This is a genomic window from Streptomyces sp. ALI-76-A (assembly GCF_030287445.1).
Taxonomy (GTDB): Bacteria; Actinomycetota; Actinomycetes; order Streptomycetales; family Streptomycetaceae; genus Streptomyces.
This window is the reverse complement of sequence record NZ_JASVWB010000002.1, coordinates 297,643-320,740: the sequence shown is the minus strand read 5'-3', so window position 1 is coordinate 320,740 and position 23,098 is coordinate 297,643. Positions and strand designations below refer to the sequence as shown.

Sequence of the window (23,098 nt, the reverse complement as noted above, 5' to 3'; positions counted from 1 at the left end):
TCCCGCATCATCGACGCATGGCGTACGACGATTCGAGGCTTTGAGGAGAATTTTTCATGTCAGTCCAAGAACCGAGCAGCACCCGCTGGTGGACCCTCGCCATCGTCACCCTGGCGACGTCCATGCTCATGCTGGACCTGTCGGTGGTGAACGTGGCGCTGCCCAGCGTCCGCGCGGATCTGGCGGTGGAGAGCCTCTCCGACCTCCAGTGGGTTCTCGACGCGTACGCGCTGACCCTTGGCGTGTTCCTGCTCACCGGCGGCTCGCTGGGCGACCGCTTCGGCCGGAAACGGATATTCCTGGCCGGCTTCGGCCTCTTCTCGGTCGCATCCCTGATGTGCGGGGCGGCCTGGGACACGCTCAGCCTCAACCTGGCCCGCGGCGTGCAGGGCGTCGGCGCGGCGGTGCTGTTCGCGGTCGGTCCCGCGTTGATCGCGCAGGAGTTCCGCGGCAAGGAACGGGCCACGGCGCTCGGCGTCTTCGCCGGCGGCTACGGCGTGGCCATCGCCGCCGCCCCACTGGTCGGCGGCGCGCTCACCCAGGGCGTGAGCTGGCGGTGGGTGTTCCTCATCAACGTCCCGCTGGGCATCTTCGCCATCATCGCCGGTGCCTGGAAGATCCGCGACACGGGCGAGCGGCGCAACCACGGCGACGACTGGCTCGGCCTGATCAGCTTCTCGCTCTCCATGACCGCGCTGGTGTACGCGATCCTGCGCGGCAACGCGGAGGGCTGGACCAGCGGCCTGATCCTCGGCCTGTTCGCCGTCGCCACCGTGCTGATGGCCGTGTTCATCGCGATCGAACGGGCCCGCGGCGAGCGGGCGATGCTCGACCTGTCGCTGTTCCGCAACCGCAGCTTCAACGGCCTCGCCGCCGTGTCCGTGATCCTCATGGGCACCGCCCTGGCCGCGATCTTCCTCGAGACCGCCTTCATCCAGAACGAGCTGAATCACTCGCCGCTGGAGACCGGCGTACGGATGCTGCCGCTGACCGCCGTTCTGATGGTCACGGGCGGTGTCGTCGGGGGCCTCACCGCTCGGGTGTCGCCGCGCTACCTGCTGGGCTTCGGCTCGGTCGCGGCCGCCGTCGGCCTCGTCACCGTCCCCCTGATGGTGGCCGACGACAGTTCGTGGACGGCGCTGCTGCTGTCGTTCCTGCTCCTGGGGATCGGCCTGGGCATCTTCAACCCCACCCGCGCAGCCATGGCCATCAACATCGTGGAGCCCCGCAAGGCGGGCATGTCCAACGGCGCCAGCGAGACGTTCCAGCAGATCGGGGTGGCGCTGGGCATCGCCATCTTCGGCGCGCTCTACGAGGCTCGGCTGACCAGCCACTTCGCCGACTCCGGCGTCGGCCGTGAGCTGGGCGCCACCGCGGAGCGGCTGGGCGAGCCGCTCGCGGCCGGCGGCTCCCAGGTGGCCGCCGACGCGGTGCCGGCCGACGTGGCCGTCCGCGCCGTCGAGGCCGCCCACTCCGCCGCGGTGTCCGGTCTGACGGAGACGTTCGCCATCGGAGCCGGCGTGATGGTGCTGTCCGCCGTCATCGGGTTCGCCTTCGTCAGCGGCAAGGACATGCACGAGAGCAGCCTGGCCGAGGCCGAGGGGCCGGCGACGCCCCCGGCCGACGAGGCCGCCGTGATGCTCCCGGCGACGTCGCCGGGCCGATGAGCGCCGCCGGCGAGAGCCCTGCGACGATTGCCCCGCGATGAGAGTCCGCACTCCGGTGAGAGCCCGCCCTGCGGGGGGAGTCGCGGCGCGCGCCTCGGCAGCGCACGCCTCGGTCACGGGGCGGGCGCCGAGGCGCCGCCCCGTGGCTCATGAGGCGACAGGCGTGCACCGCGTCTCGTACGCGGTCCTGGCCGCGCAGATCGCCCCCCGGTGCCGCCTGGCCCACGTGGCCAGCGCGATGAGCGGCTCCCGGAGCTCGCGGGCGATGTCGGTGGCCGCGTACTCGACCCGCGGCGGGACGGTCGGATGCACCGTGCGGGTGATCAGACCGTCCCGCTCCAGGCCGCGGAGCACGAGCGTCAGCATGCGCCGGCTGACCCCCTCGATCGAGCGCTCCAGCTCGGTGAACCGGACGGGGCCCGCGGAGACCGCGAGGAGGACCTCGACGCTCCACTTGCTGCCGACGCGGTCGATGGTCTCGCGGACCGGGTGCGCCACGTCGAGCACGAGCCGCTCCGCCGCGCTGATGGTTGCCTGCGCCATGGTCATGTCCTTCCGTCCAACAGGAGATTCGGGATCTTCGGGGCCATGGACTCGGGGGCCAGGTCCGGATGCCGAAGCCGGGTCAGATCCGACCGTCGGCCCGTCTTCAACGTGCGGTGGACGCGCGAGAGATGCTGCTCGACCATGCTGACCGTCACGAACAGCTTCGTCCCCATCTGGCGGTTGCCGTACCCGCTGACCGGCGCGGACGCTGCTGCGCAGCGCGCGTCAGCTCGCCCGCCAGTGCGGCGCGGCGGAGGCCGGGGCACGGTCGAGAACCCGTGGGCGGACTGCGGCAGCACGATCAGCACGCGGCTTCGGCGCAGCCTGCGAACGAACGCCGACAGGCACTCCGGGGAGGCGATGTCGGCGTCCTGCGCGTCGTCGGTGCCGATGAGCAGCGGGCGGTGCGCCTGCACGGCCACGTCCAGCAGCGCCTGGGACAGGCCATGCGGGGCGGACGCGGTGACCCGGTCGTCGACCCCGCGCTCCGTACGGAACGCGGCCCGCCCCGCGGCCTCCTCCCGCAGCCGCTCGACCTGCTCCGCGCTGCCCGGCGGGAGTTCGGCACCGCGGCGGAGCCGGCCCAGGACCCCGAGCGGCACGGCACGCTCCGCCCTGGCCGCGGCGGCGCTCAGGCAGCACACCCCGGACGCGGCGGCATGCTCGGCGAAGGTCCCGCTGCCCACGGGGCCGGTGATCAAGGCGACCCGCCCACCGCGCGACTCCCGCGCCTCCGGGAACAGTCGATGGAGGCGGGCAAGCTGCTCGGCTCTCTCCAGCGACATTGTCTCCCCCATGGGTTCACTGTCCCCTGGCACTCCTGACCTGCGACGATAGGCCGCTGGGCTAGCAGGCCACTGGCACGCCGGTGGATACACGACGCGGCCGCGCGCATACCGCCTGGCTGGGGGTGTTCGTCGTCGACGGCCTGCCGGGTGGAAGGCGCCGGCCACGCGGCGCACACCATGAGGTGGACGCGGTTTCGCCAAAGGCCGGTGCGTCCTCCTCGGCCTCGGCGACGGCGTCTCTGATCGCGCGCGGCTCACGCTGCTCGGGCGGCCGCAGACGGAGGCATTCGACGGCGAAATTGCCGCCTGTCGCGTCGCTGTTCTGGGCGGCGTTACGGGGCCCGGGGCGATTCGGCCGGCCTCCGACTATGCGCAGCCGTCATCTGGCTCCGCAGCCTCCATCCCGCAACATGATCCGGACAGTCGGCGAGGGCACGATCCCTGCGGCCGCCGATCTCTCCTCGCCGGCCGGCATCAGGGCCGCGGTCACGGAGGTCGCCGCACAAGTCGACCACGTTGACGCCACGTTTTCCCATTCGGTGGTGACGGAAGGTCGTGGGCGCACCGGAGGGCTGTCCGGTCTGGCGGCCGGACAGCCCTCACCAAGATCTTCATCAGCCTTCTAGACGTGCCCGGGGCCCTGCTCGCGCTTCCGCAGGGGGAGACGGCATGGCGTGATCACCAGTCCAACGCCGGGGCCGTTCACCGCGCTTGAGCGCCGTCGGTCAGAACCAACCGGTGCATTCGATGGCGCCGCCCCGGCCGTTCGTGCCGCAGGCGCGCATCACGAGGCCGGCGTCGTTCCACTGGGTGGTGTACGCGTCGTTGCCCGAGGTGACGGTGGTGTAGCCCAGCATCGGGTCCCAGGTCTTCCCTCCGTCGGCACTGCGGTCCACCCAGATCTCGTCGCCGACCGTGCCCCCGGTGATGCGGCCCCAGGCGCACTGGGTGGTGCCGTTGTAGCGGAGCTCCACGGTACGGCCGAAGACGGTGGTCGATTTGGCCGTCCAGGCACCCGCGGAGTCGGGTTGAGTACCGTCGCCGCACGACGTGTTGTTCTCTGCGCCGGCCAGAGTTCCGCCGATCGCCGGAAAGTCACCGCAGGACGGTACGTCCTTGAGCAACGCCGGCCCTTGGACGAAGAGGTTGCTGATCCAGCTGTGGTAGTCCGGCAGGTACGACCAGACGTTGTTCACCATGCCGTCGACCGTGGCCCGCTCGCCCACCCGCTGGCACAGCACCCGCACCTGCACGGAGATGCCGTTGCCGTTGGTGAAGTTGATGGGGCTGCCGGTGTGGGAGTCCTGCCGCAGATTGGGCTGGCCCCAGGTCTTGTGGTACGAACCGCGGCCGTCCCAGGTCCAGACCATCGGCACGGCGTCGGCATGCGGGCGGAACGCGCCCTGGTAGCGGTCCCAGCGGGCGCTGATGGTGTTGACCTGGATCTTCGCGCCGGATTCCGGTGCTTCGACCATCAGTCCGTTGCCGAGGTAGAGCGCGACGTGCGTCGGCCCGACGCCGTCACGGCCGAAGTACATGATGTCGCCGGGCAACAGCACGGCCGACCCTTGCGACTTCAGCAGCTTCGTGTGCGCGTACCCCGGCGCCGCGAAGGTCGCCTGCGTCGTGCGCTCTGTGATGATGTCCCGGCCCGTCGCCTTGTACCAGGCCCAGCGCACCAGGCCGATGCAGTCGAAGCTCCAGTACGTCGGGTCCGCGGCGGTCTCCGGGTAGAGGCGGTCGTACATGCCTTGACTGGGACCGGGCATCCCCTGCGCGTGACCGCCACCCCAGGCGTACTGTTGCCCGACGTAGCGGCACGCGACCTGGACGGCCGCCTGCGCCGCCTGGCTCGCACCGGACTGCAACGGCGCGCATCCCGTGGCGGCGGCCGCCGGAGCGGCCGAGGCGACCGGCAGGCCGAGACTCACCACCGCCACGAGCACGGCCAGCAACAGCCGTACCCGGCGACCCCATGGCCGCCCACCCCGCCCCGCTCTCCGCGGTCCCCAAGATCTGTGCACTCTGTCCACGGCACTCCCCCTGGTCTCGATAGGTCTCCCGCGAACGTACGCACTCCCGTTGCGAGCCGGGCCCTGACATCTGTCAGGACCTGCCACGCCCACCCGCTCCGTAAGGTCTCCGGCAATCACCCGATCTCACCACGGAGGAGCCACCTTCCATGCACACCAAGCTGAGGCGCGCCGCCGCGCTGGCCTTCGCCGGCGTGACCGCGCTCGTCGTCGCGACGGGCACCGCACAGGCCAAGCCGGCCGACGCCTGGGCAGGTTGTCCGTACGGCGCAGTCTGCATCTACCCGCAGAACCAGAACCCGGCCGTGTCACCGAGCCACATCTACTGGACCTACGGTGCGCACAACCTCAGCAACCAGGTGGGCAACCACTGGGTGCTGAACAACCAGTACGACGGCGCGGTGGTCGAGCTGTGCCTCAGCTACAACGCGAACGACTGCACGTCGTCGATCGCGGCCCAACACGGCGAGTACCGAGACCTGACGCCCATCAACTCGCTGCACCTGAGGCCGCACTACAACTAGTGCCGCGGCAGGCAACGTTCGCCCCGTCGCGGCGTCCGGCACGCACTCTCGCCGCACCGGCCGAAAGCCCAAGTACATCCAGTACGAGGGCTTCCGGCCGGCGCGCCGAGAGCACGCACCGGACGCCGCTCCTTGACGGGCAAACGTTGCCTGCCGCGGCACTAGAAGAACGGGCATGGCCTGCGCGACGTCGGAGGTGGCTCACCTCCGCGCTCGCCGTGACCGCCATCCTGGTGGGCCGGGCAGCAGGCCAGTACCCGTATCCACTCCTGCCCGCACTGACCGCCGAGCAGGCCGCCACCGGCCGCTCCACCCTGCTGGCCCTGCTTGTCGCCCTGTGCGCGGGCACGGTCACCCTCGTCCCGGCCCTGGTCTTCCCGCACACGCTGTTCCAACGCCCCTTTATGCGCCCCCAAGACGAACGTCCGAACCGGCGTCGGCCGCTGATTGTGCCCGCAGCGCGGCCTTGGCGCCGGCCCGGCACCGGGCGGCTTGGGCCGGGGCAGGCTGAACCGGGCCGCGTGGATCGCCCGCCCCCCTGCTCCAGCGGCGTGCCGACCGTCGGGCCGCGTGGACGCGACCCCCGCTCTGTCCGTCCTGGTCCTGTCCGTGAGTAGCGCTGCGCTGCCTTCGCCCAGATCGGATCGCCGTCGGCATCCGGTCGAGCGCGAACGGGGTTGAGGATGACGCCGAACTCATGGGCGCCGAAGTGTTCGAGCGCCGCAGCCGCCGGGCCGGGCCGACGCGTCACGGTCCTGGTCGCGGCCGCCGGGGTCGTCGGTGTGGTGCTGTGGCGGGACTCCTGCGACCAGGACGAACAGCGGGTCGCGATCCGCCACGGCCGGATACGCCTGGGGCTGTCCGGCCCGTGCCCGGTAGATGCCGGACAGGTCGGGGCCCCCTGGCGACGGGTAATCAGTCCTGCGCCACGTTCGCCGCGGTCACATTCTCGATCACGCGGCCGAGTTTGGTCTTGGCCCGGGTCAGGTCCTGGATGCGTGCGGCGATGCGGTCGCGTTCGATGACGAGCTGGTCGAGCATGGCGGGGGTCGCGACGCCGGTGCTCACGCACGGCAGGAGTTCGACGACTGTACGGCTCGAGAGGCCGGCCGCGAAGAGGTCCTGGATGAGCTGGACCCGCTCCAGGGCTTCGTCGGGATAGTCGCGCTGCCCACCGGCCGTCCGCGACGATTCCAGGAGCCGCTGCTCCTCGTAGTAGCGCAGGGCCCGCACGCTGACCCCTGACCGCCTGGCGAGCTGTCCGATGCGCATGACGCAGGTCGCTCCCTTCCCGCTCGTACCTCACGTTGACGTCAGGTTTAACCTAGCAGTACCGGCTCCGGCAGCCCTGAGGGCCGATCGAACCGTTGCCGACGCCGAGATCGATCATGATCTGGTGGCGGACCCGAGGGTGTTCAAGCGGTTCACGTACGCACGGCAGCCCTCGCGTCGCGCCGGGATCGCCGAGCCGGCCCGAGGGCCCATGGGTGTCGACCGTGACGGGCGGCGTGATCCCTCGCAGTGGCGCAGGCCCCCTCGCCCACCCCCGCCCGCTCGGCGACCTCACTCATCCGCGGGCCGGGCGGCAATGGCGACTTGCACCTCACGTCAACGTCAGGTTCTAGAGTCTCGAGCGTCGGATGAACACGTCATTCCGGCCCGTCAAAGTGAGGCAGACCACTATGCGCGCAGCCCGGTTCCATGAATACGGCGGAGCGGAGAACCTGGTGATCGAGCAGGCCCCCGACCCCCATCCCGGACCCGGTGAGATTCGTGTCCGCGTCGCGGCGGCCAGCGTCAATCCCATCGACTGGAAGCTGCGCTCCGGCGCCCTGCACCAGATCTTCCCCCTGGATCTGCCCGACATTCCCGGGCGCGACGGCGCCGGTGTGGTCGACGAGATCGGCGACGGGGTGCGGGGGGTGAGCATCGGCGACCGGGTCTTCGGGCTGGGCGGCGTCACCGGCGCGACCGCGGAGCTGCTCATCCTTTCGGCCTGGGCGCACACCCCCGCCACGTGGAACGACGAGCAGGCCGCGGGCGCCGGTCTCGCGTCCGTGACCGCGATGCGTGGGCTCGACGCGCTCGGCCCCCTCGCGGGGCGCACCCTCCTCGTCGAGGGCGCCGCCGGAGGCGTGGGCAGCGCGGCGGTCGAGATCGCCGTGGCACAAGGTGTCGGCACCGTGATCGGGACAGCCAGCGAACGCAACCACGAGTTCCTCACCTCTCTCGGCGCCGTTCCCACCACCTACGGCCCCGGCCTCGCACAGCGCCTCACCACCCTCGCTCCGCACGGCGTCGACATCGTGCTCGACACCGCGGCCTCCGGCTCCCTGGACGACCTCGTCGCGATCGCGGGCGATCCGAAGCGCGTCGCGACGGTCGCCGACCACGCGGGCGGGCACCGCCTGGGCACGCATGTGGCCCACGCGGTGAACGACTCCACTCTCCTGTCCGCGGCGGCGGAACTGGGCGGGCAAGGCCGCTACACACCCCGTATCGAACAGGCCTACCCCCTGGAGCGGATCGCCGACGCCCACGCGCACGCCGAGCGCGGACGCACCCGAGGAAAGATCGTGATCTGCATCTGAACAGGCTGATCCGTATCTGAACAGGCCCACGAGGTAGGTAACTCGCCACGTGCGGGACTGCGTGGCGAGTGTGCCCTCGATCGGTACCGGCGAGCGGGCGGTCCGGAGCGGGCCGATCGCCATGGGGCCTCGTCCGGCAGGCCGCCCCCACTCGGGCACCGCACGTGACACGTGAGGCGTCGTCCACGGGGGCACCAGGTGTCCTGTCCACGGAAGTTGTGACAGCGGCCCAGATCACCCACCAGCGCACCCGGCCTACCGCCCGCAGACCAACGGCAAGGTCGCACGCTTCAACCACACCCTGCTCGACGATCGGGCCTACGCCCGCCCCTACCGCTCCCCGCTCCCAGCGGCAGCGGATCGGCGAACTGATGGGCCGGCTCAGCGACTTCAAGACGGACGCGGTCCGGCACGGTCTGCACGCCGGTGCGCAGTCGGCGAGGACCGTCCACGGCACATCGCCCTGGCCCACGTCGGCCGACGTCGCACCGAGAACCTTCAGGCGTGCGGCCAACTCCGCCTGACGAGCCGCAGAGGTGGTGCCGAGATCGAGGTGCACACGGTTCTTCGCTGCCGTCTTGGGCTCCGGGACGGCAACGACGTAAGAAGAGTGCCGCCGGGGTGGACGACGCTTTCGGCACCGAACTCACGCAGCAGGGCGACAGCCCGGTCGGTCGTGGCAGGGAGAGCAGACACAGTGTCCGTGTCCCTTCGGTAAGGGGTTGGTCGGCACCCGCACAGCGCCTTCGCCGGTCCGGATCCGTACGAAGGCACCGGACGGGTTGCCGCCTGGGCCCTGCAACGATCTTCTGACACCCCAACGCCCCAGTCAATCCTGGGGATTACTCCACTCACCCCAGGTATAGCTTGGGTTCTATGACTCTGGATGACCTGCGCGTGTTCGTGGCCGTGTGCCGGGCAGGAAGCCTCAGCGCCGTGGCTCGTGACCTGTCCTGCACCCAGTCCGCAGTGAGCCAGCACGTCAAGCGCCTGGAGCGGGAAACGGGCATGAGCCTGTTGGAACGCCAGCCGCGCGGGGTTGTTCCCACAACGGCGGGGCGCATCCTGTGCGATGCCGCCGCCGACGGGATCACCGGGCTCGATCTTGCGCTGCGCCGCCTGGGAGACCTCGTGAACGGCGAAAGCGGTTCCGTGCGGATCACGACCGGCGGCACGACCGTCCGGCACTTCATGGCCGAAGCGATCGTCTCCTTCCGTCGGCGCTACCCGAAGGTGAACCTGGAGTTCCAGACCGAGACCTCCAGCCGCGGATGCTTCGACGCCCTCCTGGCCGGCAACCTCGACCTCGCCTGGATCACCGTCGGCGGCCCAGTGCGCGGCATCGAGCAGCGCCCCGTCGCCGAGCTGCCCTGGGTGCTCGCCATCCGGTCCGACGATCCGCTCGCGGCCCGGACGCGCATCGACGCCCCCGACCTCACAGGCATCCGCCTCATCCGGCTGCCGCCGAACTCCACCTCCGGCGCCCATCTGGACACCTTCTTCGCCGAACTGGGGATCCGGACCGGCTCGGACACCAGCGTCGCCGACTGGGACACAGCCCTGCTCCTTGCCGAACTCGGCCTGGGCCACGCCGTCGTTCCCGCCGTACCGGGTCTCCCCACACCTGGTGACGTCAGCCCCCTGCGTCTCATCCCCATTCCGGCGCTGCCGCCGCTGTCGGTCGGCTGGGCCGTACGCCGCTGGGACGCCCTTTCCCCGCTCGCCCGGAGCTTCGCCGACGCGGTCGCTGCAAGTTGCACAAAGACGCACATCACAGCGTGAGCACAGATCCGCACGAGAAGACCGAACTCGGGCTGTCCCAAAGCTCACGGCACAGCAGTCGCTTGGCTGTATCGGCTGTGTCGTCGGCCATGTCTCGTCCTGGGCGGTACGGGCTGACGGCCGAGTTGGGTAGCCGCATGCAGACCAGGGCCGCTTTCAGCGAGCTGGACTTGACAGAGAAGGAGTCGGTTGCGGCCAGCCGGTAGAGGTCGAGGCAGATGCGCCAGCTGGCCGGGTACCGGCCGGCGAAGGTCGACTTGCCGCAGCCGGGCGGCCCGACCAGGACGGTAGCCGGTGCCGTTGATCGAGATCACTTCGCGGTGGCGCAGGAGCCGATCGAGGATCGCGGTGGCAAGGTCTACCGCTCCGACAAGCTGCCCTCCTGATGCCTCGCCTCGGTGCCTCCCGCGGTGGGACGTTCCAACCTTCCGGTGGCCTGACAGCACACATACAGGGGCCCGCCGACGGATCGGCGGGCCCCTGTGCCTGAGTGAAAACCGTCGGACCTCCAGGTTCGCACCCCGCAGGTCCGCGCAGGGGTGAGCGGGCCGGTGAGTGTGCCGCTGGCCGCCGGGTGAGGCTGGTGGTGCGGCCCGTGTACCGCAGGTGTCCGCCGCCGGCGTATCGGCCGGACTGCCGGTGACCCCGCCGGCGATCGCCTCGGTCGTCTTCCGCGTTCACCGGTGAGGAGTCGGTGTTCCGGCCCCGCGCCGTTCCCTGGCCAGACGGCACCACCGTTCAGGTTTTCCTGAATTCAGGATGCGCTGTACTCTCGCTTCATGTTGACCGTCGCCCCCGAGGTCGAGGTGCTGGCCAGGTTCGGCCGTGCACTCGCCGACCCCATCCGCTGCCGCATTCTGCTCGCGCTGCGCAAAGCCCCTGCTCATCCTGCCGACCTTGCCGAGGAACTCGGCATTTCCCGGACCCGGCTCTCGAATCACCTCGCGTGTCTGCGGGACTGCGGCCTGGCCGTGGCCGTACCGGATGGCCGCCGCACTCGCTATGAACTCGCCGACGAGCGTCTCGGTCATGCGCTGGACGAACTGCGTGCAGCCGTCGTCGCCGTCGAGACGGACCGCACTTGTGTGGACGCCGACGAGAAGGGGTGCTGCTGATGACCGCGATATCCCTCGGGCCGTCTCCGGCCCGGCGTGATGCCCTCGCCCGGCGAATACGACTGCTCGTCGCCGCGACGATCACCTACAACTTGATCGAGGCAGTCGTCGCCCTGACCGCCGGAGCGATCGCGTCGTCGACTGCCCTGATCGGCTTCGGGCTCGACTCGATCATCGAGGTGTCCTCCGCCGCAGCGGTCGCCTGGCAGTTCTCCGCACGTGACCACGCGGTCCGTGAGGCCCGCGAGAAGACCACTCTGCGGATCATCGCCGTCTCCTTCTTCGCCCTCGCCGCGTATGTCGCCGTCGAGTCCGTCCGTGCCCTGGCCGGCAGCGGCGAGGCCGAGCACTCCATGGCCGGCATCGTGCTCGCCACGCTCTCCCTGGCCGTGATGCCGTTCCTGTCCGCCGCCCAGCGCCGCGCGGGCCGTGAACTCGGCTCCGCCTCCGCGGTCGCGGACTCCAAGCAGACCTTGCTGTGCACCTATCTGTCGGCGGTCCTGCTCGTCGGTCTGCTCGCCAACAGCATCTTCGGCTGGTCCTGGGCCGACCCGATCGCAGCCCTCGTCATCGCGGCGATCGCTGTGAAGGAAGGCCGCGACGCCTGGCAGGGCAAGGGCTGCTGCGCGGTCCCGGCCGCCCTGCCCGCCGGGCCCGTGAGTGCCGAGACCGACGGTTGCGGGTGCCGCCCGGGCTGCGACTGCTGCAACTGAACCCCAGCCCCGGTCAGGCGCCCGGCCGGACAGGCTCGCAGGCTCACGCCTGCGGGCCCTCGACGTCGTGGACGACCTCTTCCGCGGTCTGCGGGGCTTCGAGGTATTCCGCCCGGCTGTTCTGGGCCTACTGGGCTCGCATTCATCCCGTTTCGCCTACCCGGCCACCCGGTCGTGGCGGTCCCGGACAGCCGCAGCAGGTCGAACGCGACGAAGTGGGCCGGCCACTCGTCCGCCGCCCAGGCCGCCCCGGGCAACCGCCCGCCGGACGCCACCGCGCTGGACGGCGAACTGGCAGTACGGGACGCCGCGGGACGACTCGCCTCCGAGCGACTGCGGAACCGCCCCGGTCTCCGGGAACGCTGCAAGCATCTCGGTGCCGCGCTTGGAACGCAGCACCACCCGGCCCGCGTCGACGGAGACCAGGGCCCTGAATCCGTCCCTCTTGGGCTCCGCCGTCCGCCCGGCCGTAGCTCGGGCACGGCATCGGGAGTGCTCGGCATGGGTTGCGGCAGCGCCCACGTCACGCACCATGCCCTCCATCCAGGCCATCGGCCGCCCGGGTGACCTTGGCGCACGTCCGGGCAGCGTGGCCGGACCCTGGCTGCCCCGGGTCCCGTGTCGCACGGTCTGACGTCGCTGTGGCCCACCGTCCGCAACGGATCTCGCCGAACCCGGCGGTGCCGCCGGTACGGCCGGGAGATCTGAACCGATACCGGGAATCAGGCGGCGACGAGCTCCTGCTCGCGGTCCGGCGTTTCGACCTCGGGCTTCTTGTTCGGCAGCGAGAGCCGGAAGACCTTGTGCCAGGCGGAGAACACCTGCTTGGGCAGCGGGCCGGTGACGTACTCCAGCTCGTACTTCTCGAACAGCGCGCGCACCTTCACCGCGACCTCGGCGTACCGGTTGCTCGGCAGGTCCGGGAACAGGTGGTGCTCGATCTGGTGCGACAGGTTGCCGGTCATGAAGTGCATGGCCTTGCTGCCGCTGATGTTCGCCGAGCCCATCATCTGGCGCAGGTACCACTGGCCGCGCGTCTCGCCCTTGATCGACCGGCGCTCGAAGACCTGCACGCCCTCGGGGAAGTGCCCGCACATGATCACCGAGTGGGTCCAGACGTTGCGGACCAGGTTCGCGGTGAACGTGGCGGCGAGCGTGGGGAGGAACGAGGGGCCCGACAGCAGCGGGTGGATCACGTAGTCCTTGAGCACCTGCTTGCGGATCTTGCGGCCCACGGCCTTGGCCCGCGCGCGGAACTCCGGGTTCTTGCGGCGGCGCTTGTGCAGGTTCTTGCCCAGCTCCAGGTCGTACGCGGCGATGCCGTACTCGAAGAAGCAGGCGTTGAGGAAGTTCCACAGCGGCTGGCCGAGGTGGAACGGGTGCCACTTCTGGTCCTCGTCGACGCGCATGATGCCGTAGCCGAGGTCGTTGTCCTTGCCGATCACGTTGGTGTAGGTGTGGTGCAGCTCGTTGTGCGAGTGCTTCCACTGCTCGGACGGCGAGACGTGATCCCACTCCCAGGTGGTGGAGTGGATCTTCGGGTCCCGCATCCAGTCCCACTGGCCGTGCAGGATGTTGTGGCCGATCTCCATGTTGTCCATGATCTTCGCCACGGACAGCCCGGCGGTGCCGAGCAGCCACGCGGGCGGGAAGATCGAGAACAGCAGCACGCCCCTGCTGACCAGCTCGAGCTTGCGCTGCGCCGAGATGACCTTGCGGATGTAGGCGGCGTCTTTCTCGCCGCGGTCGGCGATCACCTCGTCGCGGATCGCGTCCAGCTCGCGGCCCAGCTCCTCGATCTGCTGCGCGGTCAGGTGGGCGGTGGGGTCGATTGCGGTCAAGGTGTTCCTACCGTTCGATGTCGCAGGGGCCCGCCGCGGCGGACACGCAGGTCTGGATGAGGACGCCCGGCTCGGCCTCGGTGATCTCGCCGGTGCGCAGGTCGCGGACGGCGCCCGCCTTGAGCGGCGTGACGCAGCCGAAGCAGATGCCCATGCGGCACCCGGAGGGCATGAGCACGCCGGCCTCCTCGCCGACGTCCAGCAACGGCGTGGCGCCGTCCGCGTCGACGCTCTTGCCGGTGGCGCTGAACGTGACCTCGCCGCCGTCGCCGGTGACGACGATGCTGGGGCGGAAGCGTTCGGTGTGCAGGCGCTCATGGACGCCGTGCTGGCTCCAGTGCTCTTCGGCGGCGTCGAGCAGGCCCGCGGGCCCGCAGGCCCAGGTCTCGCGCTCGGCCCAGTCGGGCACGAGTTCGTCGAGACGGGCGATGTCGAGCATGCCGTCTGTGTCGGTGTGCACCTCGGTGAGCCGCAGTTTCTTGTCCGCGACCAGGTCGTGCAGTTCGTCGCGGAAGATCACGTCGTGCGGCTGTGGCGCGCAGTGGACCATGACGACGTCGTCGAACTCGGTGTCGCGCAGCATGCCCATCACGGGCGTGATGCCGCTGCCGGCCGTCAGGTAGAGCACCTTGGCGGGCTTGGCCTCGGGCAGCACGAAGTCACCGGTCGGCTGGTCGAGCTGGATCAGCGTGCCCGGTTTCGCCCTGCGGACCAGGTGGTTGCTGACCTTGCCGTCCGGGATCGCCTTCACGGTGATCGTGACGCGGCCGTCCTGGCGGTCTGTCGGGGAGGTGAGGGAGTAGGCACGCCACAGGCGCACCCCGTCGACGTCGACCCCGATCCGCACGTACTGACCGGCCGTGTGGCCGCGCCAGCCCCGTCCCGGCCTGATCACGATGGTCGCGGCGTCACCCGTCTCGGGGTGCACGGCCTCGATGCGCCCACGCAGGTCAGCGCCCGCACGCAGGGGGCTGACCAGGTCGAGGTAGTCCGACGGCAGCAGCGGCGTCGTGACCATCTCCAGCAGTTTCCACGCCCTGCTGCGGAGGGCTGTACTCGTCATGACTCCAGCTTGCTGCGCCTCAGGGCGTAAAGTCCTGACCGCAGGACGTAAATCTGGCTGGCCGAATTGTTCGCAGGGAATAGAAACGTGAGCCATGCAATCCAGAGGGCCAGCGAACTGGCCCTGGACGAGACGACGGTCACCGCACTGCGGGCCGCGCTGAAGACCACCGCCGACGAGGTCGTCCAGGCGATCATCGACGAGGTCCCTCCCTACGCCAACGCCCTTTCGGGCCACATGGGCGCCACCATCCGCCGAGCCGTCCGCACCGCCCTGGGGCACTACCTGGACCTCGCGAGCGGCAACGCCACAGGCGGCGACGCCGGTGACGCGGCCTACGAGCTGGGCCGCGGCGAGGTGCGCGACGGCCGTTCGATGGACGCCCTGCTCAGCGCCTACCGCGTCGGCGCCCGCGTGGCCTGGCGATGCCTGGCAGCGGGTGCCGTACCCGCAGGTCTGCCCGCCGCCGAGGTCGCCAAGTTCGCCGAGCTGACCTTCGCCTACATCGACGAGCTGTCCGCCGCGAGCGCCGCGGGTCACGCCGACGAACTGGCCGCCCGGGGCAGGGACCAAGAGCGCCACCTGGAACACCTGGCCCGCGACCTCCTCGCCGGCGCGAGCCCGGAGGTGCTGCTGGCCTCTGTTCAACGGGCCGGGTGGCAGCCTCCGGTTTCGCTGACCGCGGTCCTGCTGCCCGCCGCCCAGGCCCGGCCTGCCTACCGCGCGCTCGACCCGAGCACCCTCGTCCTGGACGATCTGCCGGATGCCACCGGTGTGCTGCTCGTCCCCGATGCCGACCGATCACATCTCTTGCGGCAGCTCACCGACCGCACCGCCGTGGTCGGCCCGGCCCGGCCATGGACTCGTGCGTCCGCCTCGTACGCACGAGCCGTACGCGCGCGCTCCCTCTCCTCGGATATTCGCGACACCGAGGACCATCTGCCCGAGCTGGTGCTGAGCGCCGATGTGGAGGCGTTCGCGGACCTGCGCGCCCGAGCCCTCGCACCGTTGCGGACCTTGCCTGCCGCGACCGCGCGGCGGCTGGAGGAGACGTTGCGGGCGTGGCTGCTGCACCAGGGCAGGCGGGAGGAGGTGGCGGCGGCGTTGTTCGTCCATCCCCAGACGGTCCGGTACCGGATGTCGCAGCTGCGGGAGCTGTTTCCGGATCTCGCGTCACCACACCGGGTCCTGGAACTGACGCTGGCGGTCGGTCTTCGGGACAGCTGACGCGTACTTCGACCGTCCACGACCGCGTCCGTGAGCGGTCCAGGAACCGTGCCTCGTTCTCGGTGTCATCAGCTGGCTCGTGCGGCCCGGGGAAGAGCGGTATGAGCCAGCTGAGACCGGGGGTTGACGTGCAGACCAGACAAGGCCTCAGGAAGCCCGCCGGGGCGTTGTCTCTGAGAAGCGCGGGGGCGGATACGGCTCAATCGGATCCGGTGGACGATGCGCACAACCCGCTCGTCGACGCGCTCATCGAACATCTGCTCGGTGATCCGGGCCGCTATGCCCTGGACAACAGCCTTCATGCCGTCGTGGAAGGCGCTGTCCTGGCACGAGCTGACCCACGAGCGCGCGGCTGGCGCACGGCTGGGCAGCATGGACTACAGGCACGTGAACGCGCCCGCGCACACCTGGCCCGCGCACCGACCGCCGCGGCATCACCGGATCACGCGGGGCTGGGCGCGGCCCGGCCGCCCCACTCCTCGGCGGAGCCACCCCAGTCCTCGGCGGCCGTCAGGGGCACGGAGGCGGGCGGCTGCGCCGACGTCGTCAGCTCGATGCGCCGTCCCTCGGCCGACGAACGCAGGAGCGCGGTCATCGTCTCCAGTACGTGCAGGGCGAGTTCGCCGCTCGCGCGCGGTGCCCGCTGCCCGTCGGCGGCGATGAAGTCGAGCAGCCCCACTCCCCGTGCGCCGTCGACGTAGCCCGCGGACGGAGGGAGCGTGCGCCACTGCGTGTCGCCGAGTCCGAAGATGCGTACGTCGCCGTCGAAGCGGTTCGGATCCGGGACGGCGAGGGTTCCCGCCTCGCCGTGGACCTCGATCGGGGACGCCGTGGTGGCCACCCCGTCGAAGCTCGTCGTGATCGTCGTCAGCGTTCCGTCCACGTGCTCCAGCACACCGGAGACATGACTGTCCACCTCCACCGGTATCCGCTCTCCCGTGCGCGGCCCGGAACCGATGACCCGCTCGGCGCGCAGCCGGCTGGACGCCCCCGTCACGGCCCGCACCGGGCCCAGCAGATGGACAAGGGAGGCGAGGTAGTACGGCCCCATGTCCAGCAGGGGGCCGCCGCCCTCGGTGTAGTAGAAGTCGGGGTGCGGGTGCCAGCGTTCGTGGCCCGGGGTGACCATCACGGCCGAGGCGAACAGGGGGCGTCCGATGCTCCCGGCGGCCAGGGTCGCCCGCGCCGTCTGCACTCCGGTGCCCAGCACGGTGTCCGGTGCGCACCCCACTCCGACTCCCGCCCGCGCGGCGGCCGCCATGACGGTGTGGGCGTCGGCGAGCGTGGCGGCGAGCGGCTTCTCCCCGTAGACGCTCTTGCCGTGGCCGATGGCCCCGAGGGCGATGTCGGCGTGCGCCCCGGGGGTGGTGAGGTTCAGCACCGTGTCCACGTCCGGGCTGCTCAGCAACTCCTCGACGGTCAGCGCCCGGACACCGGGCAGTCCGGCGGCGACCGCTGCCGACCGGGAGGCGTCCAGGTCGGCGACCGCGGTCACGCGCACGGCGGGATGACCGGCCAGGGTGTCGAGGTACGCGCGGGAGATGACTCCGAGCCCTACGACGCCGACGCGGTGCGCGTCGCCCACAGCATGCCCCTCTCGATGATGGTGCGGACGTTGGGGTCTTCCAGTACGTCGAGGCTGTGCCCCGGCGTCGTCACCACGATCCGCCCGGCCCCCCACCGGCGGGTCCAGACCGCCGGTGAGGTGACCGGCCGGTGCCAGGGCTCCCACGGCCGGGTGGGATGCGTGGTGGTGGCCAGGACGTCGACGAGGTCGTCGTGGAGCACCCAGTACTGCTCGGTGTGCAGCTCGAAGTCGTCGATGCCCGCGGTGACGGGGTGCTCGCGGCCGGCTTCGGTGACGGCGATGGTATGCGGCAGGAAGTTGTCCTCCGGCCCGCCCCGGCGCTCGCACGGTTCCCTGCCCGGGTGCGTGGCGAACTGCCCACCCACCAGGTGGAGATAGTCGGAGGAGGCGCGGAACGAGTCGGCGATGCCGCCGTGCCAGCCGGTGAACCCGGTGCCGGCCGTGACCGCGCGGGTCAGTCCCGCGAGTTGTTCGCGCGTGATCTCCGACATCGTGACGCACTGCACGATCAGGTCGGTGCCGGCCATCTCGGCGGCGTCGGCGTAGACATCGGTCGACTCCTCGACTCGGACGGCGTATCCGTTGCTCCGCAGGAAGGGCAGGAACAGTTCCGTCGCCTCGACCGGCCGGTGCCCCTCCCAGCCGCCGCGGACCACCAGGGCTTTCTTCAGCGTCATCGTGATCTCACTATGCGCCGGGCGCCCGCGCTGACGAAAGAGGGCCGGGCCTCACGAAAATTTCGATGACGAGGCTCGGGCGCCGACCGTCCAACAGGCCGCGGTGAAGCGGACTTCCGTGCCGTGCACGAAGGGCTCGAAGGCGGCACGGACCGTCTCGACGACCCGTCCGCGGGTCTGCTCGTCCACCTCGGGCAGGTACATGGCCACCGGACCGAGCCGGGTGAAGTAACGGACCAGCTCCTTCTCGGGCAGGGTGCAGACCACGTCGACCGGCCGGATGTCGATCCCGGCCCAGCCGCTCTCCGCCAGGATGCGCCGGACCTTGTCCGCGTCCGCGAAGGCGAACTGTCCCGGCTCGTCCGGCCGGCGGACGGGCAGGTCGGGGAGCAGCGGTGACGCGGCGCGCTGGGCCGTCGTCATGAACGGGTTCTCGGCCGGATCACGCCAGACAACGCACCGCAGCGCGCCCTCGTCCCTGACAGCCTGCCGGAGGTTGGCGAAGGCCCGGACGGGATCGGGGAAGAACATGACACCGAACCGCGAGATGACGGCGTCGAAGGCGCCGGGTTCGAAGGCGTGGTCCTGTGCGTCGGCGCAGACGAACGACGCCGGTGCGTCCTCCTGTTCGGCGTACTGCCGGGCCGTGCTGATCATCGGTTCGGAGATGTCGACGCCGACACAGCGACCCTCCGGACCGAGCCGTCGCGCCACGGCCAGCGTGAGACCGCCCGTGCCGCAGCCGACATCGAGCACATGCCGAGCCCGTTCCGCGGCGACGGCATCGACGAGGAGCTCCTCGATGGGCCTGAACATCTCGTCCAGTACTCCCTTCAGCTCGCCCCACGCGTGACCGGCGGGCCCTTTCCAGCGGGCTGCCTGTTCGTCGTCGGCCCTGCGCGCGGAGTCCATGACGTTCCCTCCTTCTGGTTGCCATCCCCGTGCCGGGATGACAGCGTTCCACTTCAAGTCGACTTGAGGTCAATGCAGAATGGCAGAACGGGACATCGCTGATGTGTCGCACCGCGCCGGGGTCCCGGCATCGACCCTGCGCCGGCAGTACGACCCGGGCCTACTGGAGCGGCCGACGCTGATCGCGCTGCGGCTTGAGCATCTCGCTGAACGAGGAACGCTCCCCGGGCGTGACTCAGCCGGTGCGGTTCCAGTTTCCGGGTGGGGCAGGGGACTTCGCCGCCTTCCTCGACGCGCGGTCCGGGCCCCCCGTTCACCCGGAAGTCATGGCTTTCGAGCGGGAGGACCTGCGGACGGCGGGAACCGTGGAGGTGGCCCTTCGGTGGTGCGGCTCCCGCCAGGAGAGGGTCCGGAGCTTCGCCAACAGCGTGCCCACCCCCCGAAGGCGGCACGCGTGATCTCGGCTTCCGACGGGGTGGCGACTGTGGTCACCTCATACGCGCGCCGGCGGCGGCTGCTGACGGCCGCCGACCCCGTCCGTACAGTCGACATCTCCCAGAGGCACAGGGGGCGATGGTGGCGCGGTCGACTTCGACGAACGCCCGCGGCATCGACCAGTCGCAGTCGCTGCCGCGCTGGTAGAACACGAGCGCGTCGGGGATGACGGCCTCGCCGCCTCCGACGGAGTAGTGGACCTCGGGATCCAGTCCAGCGGCCGGCACACCTCGCCGCGGCGGCGAGCGTCCCGAAGGAACGCGAGCGCGGTCTCCGTAACCGTCAGCCCGTGCCCGGCCCGGTCATCGCGCTGGCCGTGGTGGTCGCCGCGGTGACGCTCGCCGTCGTGGGCGGCGGCGAGGGCGACGGCCCGCTGCCGGAGGCCGCCCCCGAGCGACTCCAGGTCAGCCGCACGGCGGTCGGATCGGACCCGGGCTTCGGCGGCCGCCGCCCCGCGGCTCCGGCCACTCGAAGGCGAGCTGCGCGCCGTATGACGGACGTGGACGTGGGTGCCGGGGACCGGCTGGCACTGACGGCGCTAGTCCAGCACCGGATGACCACCACCGAACAGACGCACCTGGTGATCGCACCCGGGGGCGCGGATCGAGCGGACGAGGCGACGGCCGGCCAAGCGCTCGTCGTACGCGGCACCGGATCAGCCGGCGCAGTCGGCCTCGGCCAAGGTCCGACCAGGAGGGCCCGACAGACGATCGCGGCGGCGAGGCCCGGCTGTTCGGCGCCGACCGTACCCTGCCGGGGCGGGCGGCTCGCGGTTCACGGGCGTGGCTGGGCATAGCCGTGCTGCCAGGCCCAGGCCGCGATCTCGACCCGGTTCCGGGCGGCCAGTTTGAGCTGGACGCTGGACAGATGGGTCTTGACCGTGGAGAGGGAGACGTAGATCTCGGCGGCGATCTCGGCGTTGGTGCGGCCGAGGGCGACCAGGCGGACGACGTCCCGTTCACGGTCGGTGAGGGGTTCGGCCGCCGGTGCCGGGTCGACCGGCCGTCGGTCCTCACCGGGTGCGGTGATGTGCTTGAGCAGGCGGACCGTGACGGACGGTGAGACCAGCGAGTCGCCGGCCGCGGCGGCGCGGACCGCCTCGGCGAGCAGGGTCGGCCCGGAGTCCTTCAGAAGGAACCCACAGGCCCCTCCGCGCAGTGCGCCGTAGACGTACTCGTCAAGGTCGAAGGTGGTGACCACGACCACCCGCAGCGGGTCGGCCACCTGCGGCCCGGCCAGCAGCCGGGTCGCTTCCAGGCCGTCCAGTTTCGGCATGCGTATGTCCAGCAGGCACACGTCCGGCCGCAGCTTGCGGGCCAGCGCCACCGCCTCCTCCCCATCGGCGGCCTCGGCGACGACCGTCATGTCCGGCTGGGCATCAAGGAAGAAGCGGAAGCCGCTGCGGACCATGTCCTGGTCGTCGGCCAGCAGGACGCTGATGGGCGCGCCGCTCGTGGGGCTGGTGGTCATGGCTCGATCATGCCTCAGGGACAGGGCCGGCGATGCCGCGGGCCGTGCCGTCAGTCCGTGGTCCGCGCCGGGTCGGCCCTGACCTTGCGTGGCATCGGTCGCCGCCGCCGGTCGCGACAACATCGCCACCGCGATGTCACACCGTCCCGCCTCGGCTGATCGCCGACGATCTCGACGCACCCTGTTCGAGACGGTGCCCCCGGCACCGTGTACGCCGTCGAGCAGAGCTACGGCTTCTACTACCAGGAGCCGACGTAGCTGGAGGTGCACATGGGGATTCCGGACCTGTTCGCTCCCGCCGAGGAACTGCTGACGCCGGAGGCCGGGAACCCGTGCTCAAGATCGTCGCGTACCACCCGGGGCTGAACCCGGACGCCTTCCTCTCACCCTGGCTCGCCTCTCCGTCGGCGACATGGCCGGGCGCCGGCTGCCGGGCGATCCCGAGATCCTGATCGTCATGGACAGCGGTTACGACACCGACTTCTTCTCCCGTGTCCTGGCAGATCTGCCGGTCGTGCTGGTCGGACGTGTGCGCTCGGACCGCGTCATGCTCCGCGACGCCGGTCCCGGCTGCTCCGGGCCGAAGGGCGGGCGGCCCCGCAGGCATGGGGGCGTCCTCCGCAGGCCGGCGTCGGCGAGGGCCCGGCCCGGCCGGGGCGTCCCGGCGGCCGCGCGGCGCCAGGGACCAGATGGAGGACGGCAGCCGTTCGAAGGGAGGTCGTTGCCTTCAGGGCTCCCTTCAGGGCTTCCGCGCCGGGAACACTGCCCGCACCTCCCATCCCCCGCGGTGCCGCGGCCCCGCGCCCAGTTCACCGCCCAGCGCGGTCACCCGTTCCTTGAGGCCGACGAGGCCGAATCCGCCGCCGTGAGCGGCCACCGGAAGCTGGGTTCCGCCGCGGCCGTCGTCCGTCACCGTCACCGCCAGGCGGCCGGTGTCATCACGTAGGCGGACTTCGACGTGCGTGGCGTCGGCCGCGTGACGGCGGATGTTGGTCAGTGCTTCCTGGACGACCCGGAAGGCGGCGGCCTGTACCTCGTGGGGGACATGGTCGGACACGGCGGGGTCGCGGCGCAGGGCGATCTGCTGGCCGGGGGTGGCGAAGCCTTCGATCAGTTCGGCGATACCCGCGAGATCCCCGGCCGGGCGGTGGCCGACCGCCTCGGGAGCGGTGTCCCGCAGCACACCGACCGTGCGGCGCATCGAGGCGAGGGCCTCGGTCGCGGCGCGCTCGATACTGGCCAGGACGGGGTCCAGTTCGTGGGGCTGGGTGGCCGCCATCATGCGGGCCACCTGGGTCTGCACGAGGATGCCGGTCACGTGGTGGGCGACGAAGTCGTGCAGGTCGGCGGCCATGGCCAGGCGTTCGCTGCGTCGGGTCTCGCTGACTGCGACGGTGCGGCGGTAGTCCATCGAGCGCAGATAGGCCGCGAGTCCGGCGACGGGGCCGACCAGCAGCAGACCGATCATGTCCAGGCCCAGCACGTCACCCGGCGCCACGTCGAGGCGTACCGGCAGGAGGACCATCGCGCCCGCGTCCAGGGTGCCGCACACCAGGGCCCAGCGCGGTGGGCAGTGCCGTACCGCGATGAAGAGCAGGCTCAGCAGGATCCCGATCTCGCCCGGGCCGAACACGACCGGCCCTCGGACCGACAGCGACGCTGCGGTGAGGAGGGCCGAGGCGAGAGCGGGCACGGCGGTGCGCACCTGCGGCGTGAGCCACCCGGGCCGCCGCCCGGCCGGCCACAGCACGGCGGTCAGCCCGACGAGCACCACGGCCAGGGTCTGCCAGACGGGACTCGCCATCGGCAGGACGCTCGTCCCGTCGAAGCCCGCGTAGAGCACCACGTCGTAGACGGCCGCGGCGAGCAGGAGACCGACGGCGAGGCCACGGGCGCAGCCCGGGGCGGGGACAGTCTTCATACCGATCACCGTAGGCCCGGCCCCCCGGCAGCGGGATCGGCCGAACGGCCGAGGGCCCGGCCGTCGCGGCCCGCGATCCTGACCGTTCGGCCGAGGCGCGCGCCCGGGCCCGCGGGCGAGAGTGAAGCCGCATCCCCACCACGGA

General features: G+C 71.0%; 21 protein-coding genes and 3 pseudogenes. 12 read left to right on the top strand and 12 right to left on the bottom strand.

Annotation, left to right across the window (positions count from 1 at the left end; genetic code table 11):
• Positions 1-56 precede the first annotated feature (56 nt).
• The gene (locus tag QQS16_RS02200) at positions 57-1,667 is read left to right on the top strand and encodes an MFS transporter (protein WP_286059884.1); all 1,611 of its coding nucleotides are present in this window, start codon (positions 57-59) and stop codon (positions 1,665-1,667) included.
• A gap of 147 nt (positions 1,668-1,814) precedes the next feature.
• Here QQS16_RS02200 and QQS16_RS02195 read toward each other — a convergent pair whose 3' ends face one another.
• The 3 genes from QQS16_RS02195 to QQS16_RS02185 all read right to left on the bottom strand — a co-directional run bounded on the left by QQS16_RS02195 (position 1,815) and on the right by QQS16_RS02185 (position 4,947).
• Positions 1,815-2,210: a winged helix-turn-helix transcriptional regulator gene (locus QQS16_RS02195; RefSeq protein WP_286059882.1), complete on the bottom strand. Its 396-nt coding sequence runs from the start codon at positions 2,208-2,210 to the stop codon at positions 1,815-1,817.
• Positions 2,211-2,212: 2 nt separating this feature from the next.
• Positions 2,213-3,010 (bottom strand): AAA family ATPase, encoded by a 798-nt coding sequence (locus QQS16_RS02190; RefSeq protein WP_286059880.1) that lies wholly within the window; start codon positions 3,008-3,010, stop codon positions 2,213-2,215.
• Between the two features lie 716 nt (positions 3,011-3,726).
• Positions 3,727-4,947 carry an NlpC/P60 family protein gene (locus QQS16_RS02185; RefSeq protein WP_286066192.1) on the bottom strand — a complete coding sequence of 407 codons (1,221 nt, stop codon included), beginning with the start codon at positions 4,945-4,947 and terminating at the stop codon, positions 3,727-3,729.
• Positions 4,948-5,183: 236 nt separating this feature from the next.
• Between QQS16_RS02185 and QQS16_RS02180 the strand changes: the two genes are divergently transcribed.
• Positions 5,184-5,558, top strand: a complete 375-nt coding sequence (locus QQS16_RS02180) for a hypothetical protein (protein ID WP_286059879.1) — start codon at positions 5,184-5,186, stop codon at positions 5,556-5,558.
• 915 nt (positions 5,559-6,473) lie between these two features.
• On the opposite strand, the gene QQS16_RS02175 is transcribed toward QQS16_RS02180, so the two are convergent.
• Complete coding sequence (locus QQS16_RS02175; RefSeq protein ID WP_286059878.1) at positions 6,474-6,830, bottom strand: MerR family transcriptional regulator; 357 nt, start codon at positions 6,828-6,830, stop codon at positions 6,474-6,476.
• Positions 6,831-7,240: 410 nt separating this feature from the next.
• Here QQS16_RS02175 and QQS16_RS02170 point away from each other — a divergent pair, with 410 nt between their 5' ends.
• Positions 7,241-8,149, top strand: a complete 909-nt coding sequence (locus tag QQS16_RS02170; protein ID WP_286059876.1) for an NADP-dependent oxidoreductase — start codon at positions 7,241-7,243, stop codon at positions 8,147-8,149.
• Positions 8,150-8,582: 433 nt separating this feature from the next.
• On the opposite strand, the pseudogene QQS16_RS02160 reads toward QQS16_RS02170, so the two are convergent.
• Positions 8,583-8,750 (bottom strand): annotated as a pseudogene (locus QQS16_RS02160) (VOC family protein); the annotation flags it as partial.
• Between the two features lie 275 nt (positions 8,751-9,025).
• Here QQS16_RS02160 and QQS16_RS02155 point away from each other — a divergent pair.
• The 4 genes from QQS16_RS02155 (at position 9,026) to QQS16_RS02140 (ending at position 11,759) form a co-directional block, all read left to right on the top strand.
• On the top strand, positions 9,026-9,931 hold the full coding sequence (locus QQS16_RS02155; RefSeq protein WP_286059874.1) for a LysR family transcriptional regulator: 906 nt from the start codon (positions 9,026-9,028) through the stop codon (positions 9,929-9,931).
• A gap of 218 nt (positions 9,932-10,149) precedes the next feature.
• The gene (locus QQS16_RS43840; RefSeq protein ID WP_286059873.1) at positions 10,150-10,317 is read left to right on the top strand and encodes a hypothetical protein; all 168 of its coding nucleotides are present in this window, start codon (positions 10,150-10,152) and stop codon (positions 10,315-10,317) included.
• A 393-nt stretch (positions 10,318-10,710) separates the two neighbouring features.
• Complete coding sequence (locus tag QQS16_RS02145) at positions 10,711-11,046, top strand: ArsR/SmtB family transcription factor (RefSeq protein ID WP_286059871.1); 336 nt, start codon at positions 10,711-10,713, stop codon at positions 11,044-11,046.
• Entirely contained in the window at positions 11,046-11,759 is a 714-nt protein-coding gene (locus tag QQS16_RS02140; protein ID WP_286059869.1) for a cation efflux transmembrane domain-containing protein, read from the top strand. Before QQS16_RS02145 ends, QQS16_RS02140 begins: the two co-directional genes overlap by 1 nt.
• Before the next feature lie 722 nt (positions 11,760-12,481).
• Here QQS16_RS02140 and QQS16_RS02135 read toward each other — a convergent pair.
• Positions 12,482-13,600 (bottom strand): fatty acid desaturase family protein, encoded by a 1,119-nt coding sequence (locus tag QQS16_RS02135; RefSeq protein ID WP_286059868.1) that lies wholly within the window; start codon positions 13,598-13,600, stop codon positions 12,482-12,484.
• Positions 13,601-13,607: 7 nt separating this feature from the next.
• Positions 13,608-14,663, bottom strand: coding sequence for a ferredoxin reductase (locus tag QQS16_RS02130; RefSeq protein WP_286059867.1), 1,056 nt, complete (start codon positions 14,661-14,663; stop codon positions 13,608-13,610).
• Positions 14,664-14,750: 87 nt separating this feature from the next.
• On the opposite strand from QQS16_RS02130, the gene QQS16_RS02125 reads away from it, so the two are divergent.
• Positions 14,751-15,890, top strand: coding sequence for a PucR family transcriptional regulator (locus QQS16_RS02125; protein WP_286059866.1), 1,140 nt, complete (start codon positions 14,751-14,753; stop codon positions 15,888-15,890).
• A gap of 442 nt (positions 15,891-16,332) precedes the next feature.
• On the opposite strand, the gene QQS16_RS02120 is transcribed toward QQS16_RS02125, so the two are convergent.
• The 3 genes from QQS16_RS02120 to QQS16_RS02110 are packed head-to-tail and all read right to left on the bottom strand — an operon-like array spanning position 16,333 to position 19,067.
• Positions 16,333-17,475 carry a Gfo/Idh/MocA family protein gene (locus tag QQS16_RS02120; protein ID WP_286059864.1) on the bottom strand — a complete coding sequence of 381 codons (1,143 nt, stop codon included), beginning with the start codon at positions 17,473-17,475 and terminating at the stop codon, positions 16,333-16,335.
• Positions 17,445-18,155, bottom strand: coding sequence for a ThuA domain-containing protein (locus tag QQS16_RS02115; protein ID WP_286059862.1), 711 nt, complete (start codon positions 18,153-18,155; stop codon positions 17,445-17,447). The genes QQS16_RS02120 and QQS16_RS02115 overlap by 31 nt, the downstream gene beginning before the upstream one ends.
• Positions 18,156-18,206: 51 nt before the next feature.
• Entirely contained in the window at positions 18,207-19,067 is an 861-nt protein-coding gene (locus QQS16_RS02110) for a class I SAM-dependent methyltransferase (RefSeq protein WP_286059860.1), read from the bottom strand.
• A gap of 230 nt (positions 19,068-19,297) precedes the next feature.
• Here QQS16_RS02110 and QQS16_RS43430 point away from each other — a divergent pair, with 230 nt between their 5' ends.
• Together QQS16_RS43430 and QQS16_RS02105 are read left to right on the top strand one after the other, a co-directional pair.
• Positions 19,298-19,525 carry a hypothetical protein gene (locus tag QQS16_RS43430; RefSeq protein WP_353479655.1) on the top strand — a complete coding sequence of 76 codons (228 nt, stop codon included), beginning with the start codon at positions 19,298-19,300 and terminating at the stop codon, positions 19,523-19,525.
• A 326-nt stretch (positions 19,526-19,851) separates the two neighbouring features.
• Complete coding sequence (locus tag QQS16_RS02105) at positions 19,852-20,358, top strand: hypothetical protein (RefSeq protein ID WP_286066565.1); 507 nt, start codon at positions 19,852-19,854, stop codon at positions 20,356-20,358.
• Here the strand turns inward: QQS16_RS02105 and QQS16_RS02100 are convergent.
• Positions 20,337-21,032 carry a response regulator gene (locus tag QQS16_RS02100; protein ID WP_286059859.1) on the bottom strand — a complete coding sequence of 232 codons (696 nt, stop codon included), beginning with the start codon at positions 21,030-21,032 and terminating at the stop codon, positions 20,337-20,339. The two genes, QQS16_RS02105 and QQS16_RS02100, sit on opposite strands and share 22 nt — an antisense overlap.
• A 183-nt stretch (positions 21,033-21,215) precedes the next feature.
• Between QQS16_RS02100 and QQS16_RS02095 the strand changes: the two are divergent.
• Both QQS16_RS02095 and QQS16_RS02090 read left to right on the top strand, forming a co-directional pair.
• Positions 21,216-21,450: pseudogene (locus QQS16_RS02095) on the top strand (hydrolase); the annotation flags it as partial.
• Positions 21,445-21,669, top strand: a pseudogene (locus tag QQS16_RS02090) (transposase); the annotation flags it as partial. The pseudogenes QQS16_RS02095 and QQS16_RS02090, both read left to right, overlap by 6 nt.
• A gap of 102 nt (positions 21,670-21,771) precedes the next feature.
• On the opposite strand, the gene QQS16_RS02085 reads toward QQS16_RS02090, so the two are convergent.
• Entirely contained in the window at positions 21,772-22,953 is a 1,182-nt protein-coding gene (locus tag QQS16_RS02085; RefSeq protein ID WP_286059858.1) for a sensor histidine kinase, read from the bottom strand.
• Positions 22,954-23,098 lie beyond the last annotated feature (145 nt).

Bases quoted from the DNA above. Each gene is read 5' to 3' on its own strand.
- QQS16_RS02200 (WP_286059884.1), top strand. From the start codon at position 57: ATGTCAGTCCAAGAACCGAGCAGCACCCGCTGGTGGACCCTCGCCATC.
- QQS16_RS02195 (WP_286059882.1), bottom strand. From the start codon at position 2,210: ATGGCGCAGGCAACCATCAGCGCGGCGGAGCGGCTCGTGCTCGACGTG.
- QQS16_RS02190 (WP_286059880.1), bottom strand. From the start codon at position 3,010: ATGGGGGAGACAATGTCGCTGGAGAGAGCCGAGCAGCTTGCCCGCCTC.
- QQS16_RS02180 (WP_286059879.1), top strand. From the start codon at position 5,184: ATGCACACCAAGCTGAGGCGCGCCGCCGCGCTGGCCTTCGCCGGCGTG.
- QQS16_RS02175 (WP_286059878.1), bottom strand. From the start codon at position 6,830: ATGCGCATCGGACAGCTCGCCAGGCGGTCAGGGGTCAGCGTGCGGGCC.
- QQS16_RS02170 (WP_286059876.1), top strand. From the start codon at position 7,241: ATGCGCGCAGCCCGGTTCCATGAATACGGCGGAGCGGAGAACCTGGTG.
- QQS16_RS02155 (WP_286059874.1), top strand. From the start codon at position 9,026: ATGACTCTGGATGACCTGCGCGTGTTCGTGGCCGTGTGCCGGGCAGGA.
- QQS16_RS43840 (WP_286059873.1), top strand. From the start codon at position 10,150: ATGCGCCAGCTGGCCGGGTACCGGCCGGCGAAGGTCGACTTGCCGCAG.
- QQS16_RS02145 (WP_286059871.1), top strand. From the start codon at position 10,711: ATGTTGACCGTCGCCCCCGAGGTCGAGGTGCTGGCCAGGTTCGGCCGT.
- QQS16_RS02140 (WP_286059869.1), top strand. From the start codon at position 11,046: ATGACCGCGATATCCCTCGGGCCGTCTCCGGCCCGGCGTGATGCCCTC.
- QQS16_RS02130 (WP_286059867.1), bottom strand. From the start codon at position 14,663: ATGACGAGTACAGCCCTCCGCAGCAGGGCGTGGAAACTGCTGGAGATG.
- QQS16_RS02115 (WP_286059862.1), bottom strand. From the start codon at position 18,155: ATGACGCTGAAGAAAGCCCTGGTGGTCCGCGGCGGCTGGGAGGGGCAC.
- QQS16_RS02110 (WP_286059860.1), bottom strand. From the start codon at position 19,067: ATGGACTCCGCGCGCAGGGCCGACGACGAACAGGCAGCCCGCTGGAAA.
- QQS16_RS02100 (WP_286059859.1), bottom strand. From the start codon at position 21,032: ATGACCACCAGCCCCACGAGCGGCGCGCCCATCAGCGTCCTGCTGGCC.
- QQS16_RS02085 (WP_286059858.1), bottom strand. From the start codon at position 22,953: ATGAAGACTGTCCCCGCCCCGGGCTGCGCCCGTGGCCTCGCCGTCGGT.